A 7632-nucleotide genomic window follows, 5' to 3' on the forward strand; every position below is an offset into this window, starting at 1 on the left:
TAATTATGAGGTGTTTTAACTGCGGTAATGATGCTGATATGGAAGTCTTCATGATGGTAAATGGTAAAATGAAAAAAATAAGCATTTGTATGGAATGCTATCAAGAACAATTGCAAAGCATGATGGGTGCCTTAGCAGGTGAAGATGGTGAATTTGACCCTGAAGAAGTACAAAGAAAAATGTTTGAATTTTTCCAAAATAATAAAGACGAGTTTGAAAAATTTATTGGTGAAGCTATCAATGATGAAAACTTTGATATGAATAATTTAAATTCAGAAGATTTCGATATTTCTGATATGAATTTTGAAAATTCAGGATTTAATTTAACTAAAGATGATTTAAATGATATCTTTGGAAAACTTAACAATGCTGGCAATAATATGGAATACCATACAAAACCAGATTATGATTTTGGTTTCAATTTTGATAGAGATGGAAAAGACTCATTTGATGGGGAAAATAACTATTCTAGAAATCAAGATACCAAAGAAAGACTTGCAAAGCAAAGAGAAATGAGATTATTGAAAAAGGCTGTCGAAAAGAAGAGAGAAGAGATGAATCGTTTTGTTGAAAAAGAAGACTATTTGGCAGCAGCTACTTCTCGTGATGAAATGCGAGAAATAAATAAGAAAATTATGATTATAAAACAGATTGAAAAAGAAGGTGAAACTCAATGAAATTAAGAGAATTTATGCAAAAGCTTACTGATGAAGCGACATATCTTAATTCTAAATATATAGGTACAGAGCATGCTCTTTTAGTGCTTATGAAAAGCGGTGGTTTAGAGTCTAGAGCATTAACTACAGCCGGTGCAGACTATATTTTATTAAGAGAATATTTGCAAAATATGATTAACAAGGAAGAAAGTATTAGAATCATCGGTACAACTCAAGAGCTAAAAGAAATTTTAGATGATGTATTTATGCAAAAGAAAAGAAATAATGATTCTGAAACAACTTTTGAAGAATTATTATTAATTAATTTACTTGTTTCTGATACTTTAGCAAAAGATATGTTAATCGATACTAATGTTAATCCACAACAAGTTTATATGATTCTTGATAATTACATGCAAAATAGATCAAGAGGAAAAGATGTGAGTGATTATCCTAATATTGCAAAATATGGGGAAGATTTAGTTGCTAAGGCTTCTACTAAGATTGATGGTGTAATTGGTAGAGATAAAGAGATTGAAAGAATTATACAAGTAATTACAAGAAGAACAAAAAATAATCCAATTTTAATTGGTGAACCAGGTGTTGGTAAGACTGCCATCGTAGAAGGATTAGCTAAGAAAATTGCAGAAAATGATGTACCAGATATTATAAAAGGAAAAAGAATTATTTCCTTGGATATGGCTTCAATGGTTGCAGGTACAAAATATAGAGGGGATTTTGAAAAAAGAATCTCTGATACATTGAAAGAAGTAGAATCACAAGAAGATATCATCCTATTTATTGATGAAATTCACACTATTGTTGGAGCAGGCTCATCAGAAGGAAGCTTAGATGCTTCAAATATAATGAAACCATATTTAACAAGAGGTGAGTTAAAAGTAATTGGTGCTACAACTATAACAGAATACAGACAATTTATAGAAAAAGAAGCAGCACTAGAAAGAAGATTGCAACCTATAATGGTTGAAGAACCAACTGTTGATGAAACTATTGAAATAATAAAAGGTATAAAAAAATTCTATGAAAGATTCCATAGAATTGAAATTACAGATGAAGTGATTGAAGAAGCAGTAAAACTTTCTGATAGATATATCACAGATAGATATTTACCAGATAAGGCAATTGATGTAATTGATGAAGCATCTTCAAATCTAAAAGTTGATTCATTTAAGATACCGGAAGAATTGGTAAAATTAACTGAAGAATTTAATACCTTAAATAAACAAAAAGAAGAAGCTATTAATACACAAAACTTTGAAAAAGCTGCATTTGTAAGAGATAAATTAAATGCAGTGGAAAATAAAATTTTTGATTTCAATCAAAAAAGAGAAAACTCTGATGAAATTGAATATACTGAAAAGATAACTGTTGATAAGATTAGAGAAATAATTTCTGATTGGTCAAAAGTGCCAGTAACTCAATTAACACAAGAGGAAAATGAAAAATATAGAGATTTAGATAAAAATCTAAAAGGTGTTGTCATCGGCCAAGATGATGCGGTAGAAAAAGTTGCCAAGGCTATTAAAAGAGCAAGAGTAGGATTAAAAGACGAAAATAGTCCAATAGGTACATTCATATTCGTAGGTCCTACTGGTGTAGGTAAAACATATTTAGCAAAACAAATTGCATCTAATATTTTTGATAGTGATGATAGCCTAATTAGAATTGATATGAGTGAATACATGGAGAAACATTCAATTTCTAAATTAATTGGTTCACCTCCAGGATATGTTGGTTATGATGAAGGTGGTCAATTGACAGAAAAAGTTAGATCCAATCCTTATTCTGTTATACTATTTGATGAAATTGAAAAAGCTCATCCAGATGTGTTTAACATGTTACTTCAAATCCTTGATGAAGGTAGATTGACTGATTCACAAGGTAGAGAAGTCGACTTTACAAATACAATTATAATATTAACTTCAAATGCTGGTGCTTCTCAATTATCAAAGAGAAATAGTATTGGTTTTGAATCAGAAGAAACTAAAGCTAAAAAAGATTATGAAAATACAAAAGATGTAGTAAATAAGGAATTGAAAAACTTATTTAAACCAGAATTCTTAAATAGAATTGATGACATCATTGTATTTAACAGATTGAATAAAGAAGATATTAAACAAATTGTAGCTTTAAGATTGGATGATTTAATTGAAAGAATCGAAGATATGGGATATAAAGCTAAATACACTGATAAAGTTGTAGAAAAAATTGCTTCAATAGGATTTGATGAAACTTATGGTGCAAGACCTTTAGATAGAGCAATTAAGACAGAAATTGAAGATTTAATTGCTGAGAGAATTCTTGAAGAAGGTATCGACAAAGATAAGATGATTTCAATCATTATGAGAGGCGATAAGATAGCATTAAATGAATTGGAAACAGCATAATGAAACTAAAAACAATATATAGATGTACAGAATGTGGTGCAGAACACATAGCTTGGGCTGGAAAATGCTCAAGCTGTGGTTCTTGGAACACATTAGTAGAAGAAGTTGTAGAAAAAAATCCTAAATCAAAATCACAGACATTAAATCGTGTATCAAAAAAATCTAATCGCTTGAAGTCTGTAAGTTCAGATACTTCAGAGAGAATCTTGACTGGTATAAATGAGTTTGACAGGACTATTGGTGGGGGAATCGTTCAAGATAGTGTATCTATTTTAACGGCGAAACCAGGTGCTGGAAAGTCTACATTATTACTTGAAATATCATATAATTTAGCAAAATCTGGAAAGAAAATTCTTTATATTTCTGGTGAAGAGTCAGAGTCACAAATCAAAAATAGAGCAAATAGAATAATGGATGACATCCCAGAAGATATTTATATCATTTCAACAAATTCTATGGATTTAGCGATTGAAGAGATTAAGGATATCAATCCAGATGTTATATTTTTAGATTCCATTCAGACTTTAGCATTATCAGAATATTCCCAAAGACCTGGCACGCCAACACAAACTATTGAGTGTGCAAATGCTATTGTTGATATTTGTAAAGATTCAAATAATCCAAAGGCTGCCATTTTGGTTGGTCATATGACCAAATCAGGTGAAATGGCAGGATTAATGACTTTAGAACACTTAGTTGATACCGTCTTAGTTTTAGAAAATCAAGATGATACACAACTTAGAGTGCTTAGAACTACAAAAAACAGATTTGGATATACTGGTGAAATTGGGCTTTTTGATATGGTTGAGAGTGGACTTAAAGAAGTGTTAAATCCTTCAGAATACTTCATTACTCCAAGACAAAAACCGGTGGAAGGTTCAGCTTTGGCTGTAATAAAAGAGGGGTCTCGTATCTTAACCGTAGAAGTTGAGTCATTAGTTTCGCCTTCATTTACTCCTTATCCAATAAGAATTGGAGATAGTTTAAGAAAAGATCAGTTAAATACCTTGATTTCCATTCTAGAGCAAAGAGTGGGATTTGGTCTTTATGATAAAAATGTAATCTTAAAAACTACTGGTGGCTTGAAACTATCAGAACAAGCGGTAAATTTAGCGATTATTATGAGTATTGTATCTTCATTGAAGAAGATAGGTATAGATAATCATACTGTATTTATTGCTGAAGTTGGTCTAACAGGTGAACTTAAAAGAGTGCCCGATATTGAAAAAAGGCTACTCGAACTAGATAGACTTGGATTTACAAAAGCATATATTGCGAAAGGAAATTATGACCTATCCAAGCTTCAAAATCTAGAAGTTAAACAGCTTTATAATATTAACGAAGTGATAAAAGATGTGTTTAGATAGAATGCATTCTACAAATGAATAATTTTATTTTGGTTCATCAGCTATTGATGAACCAATTTTTTAGAACCAGATGCTATGTTATGTAGTATCTGGTTTTTTTGATGTAATAGTTTTGTTAGTATGGTATAGCTTTGGTATGGAGAGTATTAGAAAACGATAGATTATGATGACATTTTTTGAAGTTGCAATTTGCCTTCTTGTTGACATTTCGGTGAAATTACTGTATTATTTAGATAGTACAGAAACACAGGAGGTTATAATGGACTTTAACAAAGATCAACCTATTTATATTCAATTAGTCGATTTGATTAAAATGGATATAATTAGTGGTAAAATGAAAGCTGCAGATAAACTACCTTCTATTAGAGAATTTGCTGAAGAGACTATGGTAAACCCTAATACTGTCCAAAAGGCATATACGGAACTCGAATCAAGGGGATATATTTTTAGTAAAAGAGGTATAGGATATTTTGTAAATGAAGATCAAGAATTCATCGATAATCTCAAGGTGAGTTTTTTAGAAAATAGGATTGATGAATTTATAAAAGATATGTCTAATTTAGACTATTCAAAAGAAACAATTATTAATAAAATCAAGGAGAGATTATGATTAGATTTAATAATGTAACGAAGAGATATGGGAATGGAACAGTAGCATTAAAGAATTTTAATTTAGAAATAAGCGGCGGAAAAGTTGTAGGGATTTTGGGTCCAAATGGATCAGGTAAAACGACTTTGTTAAAGATGATTAATGGTTATTTGAAACCAACTTCAGGTACGATTGAGGTGCTGGGACAAGAGATTAATGCGGAAACTAAAAAGCATGTTTCATATTTACCAGATTCTCCATTCATACCAGAAGATTACACTGTCACAGAGGCGAAAAAACTATGGCGAAGTTTTTTTGAAGATTTCAATGAGACAAAATTTAATAAATTAATGAAATTTATGGATTTAGATCAAAACTTAAGAATGTCAGACATGTCAAAAGGTATGAATGAAAAATTCCATTTATCTTTAATTTTATCAAGAGATGCCAAAATATACGTAATTGACGAACCTATTGCAGGTGTGGATTTAGTCTCAAGGGACAAAATATTAGAAGCTATATTTTCAAACATAGAAGATGACAAATTGTTAATTATCACTACTCATTTAGTTGATGAATTAGAAACACTTTTTGATGATGTAGTTTTTGTTTCAAAAGGTGAGATTGTGCTGCAAGGAAATGCTGAAGATTTAAGATTAGAAAAAGGCAAACAGATATCCGATATTTTCAAAGAAATATATGGATCAATGGTTTACTAGGAGGAATTATGAGTCAACTAATTAAATATGAATTTAGAAATAGTAGAAAACAGATTACTCAATTAATCATAATAATCGGCATAGTATCATTCATTTTACAAGCCATTTTCAATGGTTTCGTAAGAATGGAAATAGCAAAGATTGACATTACTGGACCACTTGCAATAATCAATACACTTACAGCTTTAATTGTTGCCGGCAGTTCACTATTAATGTTTGGTACAATTATCGCATATTACTTAAGATTAGCAAACATTCTTAAGACAGACATTTATCAAAATAGAGGATATATCACATTTTCATTACCAAGATCAGGATATCAAATAATTGGTGCAAAATTAATCGTTGCAGTTTTATGGTCCTTCATATTACCAATAGTAGTAGTATTATGGAACATTCTGATATGGATGATTTTATGGGTTGTAATACCTGGCATAGTATTGCCATCCGAATTACAAGAGGCGATAAATGTAATGTGGAGAGAAATTTTTAATTTATTTAATCAAGTGGATTATGTTTTAATACTTTCGATTATAGTAAATATGATTTCATCATCTTTATTTTATCTTTTACTAATTTTCACAGCCGTTATTGCTGATTACAGAATAGGTAGAAGAAAATCCGACTCCGCAAGATGGATAATATATGCAATCATCTTCGCACTTATTTGGTCATTTATCCAAAGTGCACTATTTGGTTCATCGGATTTCACAATGATAGATACAACACCTTATTCAGTATCAATAAATGCTGAAGAAATAATAAATTACTTCACAAGAAATAACTTTATAACAGCTGCATTCAACGGACTTGCGGGAGTTTTATTATTCGTGTTTGTCGGCTACAATTTAGAAAAGAAAATTGAAAAATAGGCCTAGAGTTATGATTATATATTTTAGAAAACAAGAGTGATGTTTAAAACATTGCTCTTTTTTTATGCTATAATTATAAATAAAAATAATTAAGAGAGGTATTATGAAAAAACATTTAACATTCCTACTTGCAATTATCTTAATCTTTTCATTAGTTGCTTGTAGTAACGGTTCAAACAAAGAATCAATAGAAGAAACTAATGTTGAAACAAAAAAAGAGTCACCAAAAGAATCAAAAAATGAAGGAGAAAATAAAGTGTTAAATCAAATAAATGGATATCAAGAAGGTAATATCAAAGCTAAAATGAAAACAACTATGGGAGAAATGGAAATTATCCTATTCCCAAATGTTGCACCAAAAGCTGTAGAAAATTTCGTAAAATTATCAAAAGACGGATACTATAATGGCATCACATTCCACAGGGTAATCGAAGGATTCATGATACAAGGCGGAGACCCAACAGGCACAGGAATGGGAGGTGAAAGCATCTGGAAATCCCCATTCGAAGATGAATTTGACATCAACTACAGAAACTTCTATGGAGCGCTATCAATGGCCAACGCGGGACCAAGTACAAATGGTTCACAATTCTTCATCGTTACAGCAAAAAACAATGTTTCAGCAGACATCATAAAACAAATGCGTGATGCCGGTGAAGAAAAAGGCTATCCAGAATCCGTAATCAAAGCCTACGAAGAACAAGGTGGAGCATTTCATTTAGATGGTAGACATACTGTTTTTGGTCATGTGATTAAAGGAATGGATATTGCAGAAAAAATTTCCAAAGTGAAAACAGATGGACAAGATAAACCAGTTGAAGATGTAAAGATAGAATCAATTGAGATAGAGGAATAGAGGGGAAGGGTCCGGACTAATAATGAGTCTGGATTTTTTGTGGGAATAGATGAATCATAAACGGAAAAGAGATATCATGAAGCGTAATATCAAATCATTAATTGTAATGGGTATATCATTTCCCTAGCAAAATAAGAAAAATAGAAAACGCAAGGGTCAAAAAAT

The 7632-nt window shown here is 30.8% G+C and carries 7 protein-coding genes; all 7 read left to right on the forward strand.

What is annotated here, in order from left to right; translation table 11 throughout:
• The first annotated feature begins 5 nt into the window (after positions 1–5).
• The 7 genes from HMPREF9709_RS01095 (at position 6) to HMPREF9709_RS01125 (ending at position 7467) form a co-directional block, all read left to right on the forward strand.
• Positions 6–677, forward strand: coding sequence for a hypothetical protein (locus tag HMPREF9709_RS01095; protein ID WP_005397110.1), 672 nt, complete (start codon positions 6–8; stop codon positions 675–677).
• On the forward strand, positions 674–3064 hold the full coding sequence (locus HMPREF9709_RS01100) for an ATP-dependent Clp protease ATP-binding subunit (protein ID WP_005397111.1): 2391 nt from the start codon (positions 674–676) through the stop codon (positions 3062–3064). Before HMPREF9709_RS01095 ends, HMPREF9709_RS01100 begins: the two co-directional genes overlap by 4 nt.
• Positions 3064–4431, forward strand: coding sequence for a DNA repair protein RadA (gene radA / locus HMPREF9709_RS01105; protein ID WP_005397114.1), 1368 nt, complete (start codon positions 3064–3066; stop codon positions 4429–4431). The genes HMPREF9709_RS01100 and radA overlap by 1 nt, the downstream gene beginning before the upstream one ends.
• 259 nt (positions 4432–4690) lie before the next feature.
• Positions 4691–5041, forward strand: coding sequence for a GntR family transcriptional regulator (locus tag HMPREF9709_RS01110; RefSeq protein WP_005397115.1), 351 nt, complete (start codon positions 4691–4693; stop codon positions 5039–5041).
• Positions 5038–5739 carry an ABC transporter ATP-binding protein gene (locus tag HMPREF9709_RS01115; protein WP_005397116.1) on the forward strand — a complete coding sequence of 234 codons (702 nt, stop codon included), beginning with the start codon at positions 5038–5040 and terminating at the stop codon, positions 5737–5739. The genes HMPREF9709_RS01110 and HMPREF9709_RS01115 overlap by 4 nt, the downstream gene beginning before the upstream one ends.
• An 8-nt stretch (positions 5740–5747) precedes the next feature.
• Positions 5748–6611: a hypothetical protein gene (locus HMPREF9709_RS01120; RefSeq protein WP_005397118.1), complete on the forward strand. Its 864-nt coding sequence runs from the start codon at positions 5748–5750 to the stop codon at positions 6609–6611.
• Between the two features lie 103 nt (positions 6612–6714).
• Positions 6715–7467: a peptidylprolyl isomerase gene (locus HMPREF9709_RS01125; protein WP_005397120.1), complete on the forward strand. Its 753-nt coding sequence runs from the start codon at positions 6715–6717 to the stop codon at positions 7465–7467.
• Positions 7468–7632 lie beyond the last annotated feature (165 nt).

This window comes from Helcococcus kunzii ATCC 51366, assembly GCF_000245755.1.
Taxonomy (GTDB): domain Bacteria; phylum Bacillota; class Clostridia; order Tissierellales; family Peptoniphilaceae; genus Helcococcus; species Helcococcus kunzii.

Coding starts and splice junctions, on each gene's coding strand:
- HMPREF9709_RS01095 (WP_005397110.1), top strand. CDS start 6: ATGAGGTGTTTTAACTGCGGTAATGATGCTGATATGGAAGTCTTCATG.
- HMPREF9709_RS01100 (WP_005397111.1), top strand. CDS start 674: ATGAAATTAAGAGAATTTATGCAAAAGCTTACTGATGAAGCGACATAT.
- radA (WP_005397114.1), top strand. CDS start 3,064: ATGAAACTAAAAACAATATATAGATGTACAGAATGTGGTGCAGAACAC.
- HMPREF9709_RS01110 (WP_005397115.1), top strand. CDS start 4,691: ATGGACTTTAACAAAGATCAACCTATTTATATTCAATTAGTCGATTTG.
- HMPREF9709_RS01115 (WP_005397116.1), top strand. CDS start 5,038: ATGATTAGATTTAATAATGTAACGAAGAGATATGGGAATGGAACAGTA.
- HMPREF9709_RS01120 (WP_005397118.1), top strand. CDS start 5,748: ATGAGTCAACTAATTAAATATGAATTTAGAAATAGTAGAAAACAGATT.
- HMPREF9709_RS01125 (WP_005397120.1), top strand. CDS start 6,715: ATGAAAAAACATTTAACATTCCTACTTGCAATTATCTTAATCTTTTCA.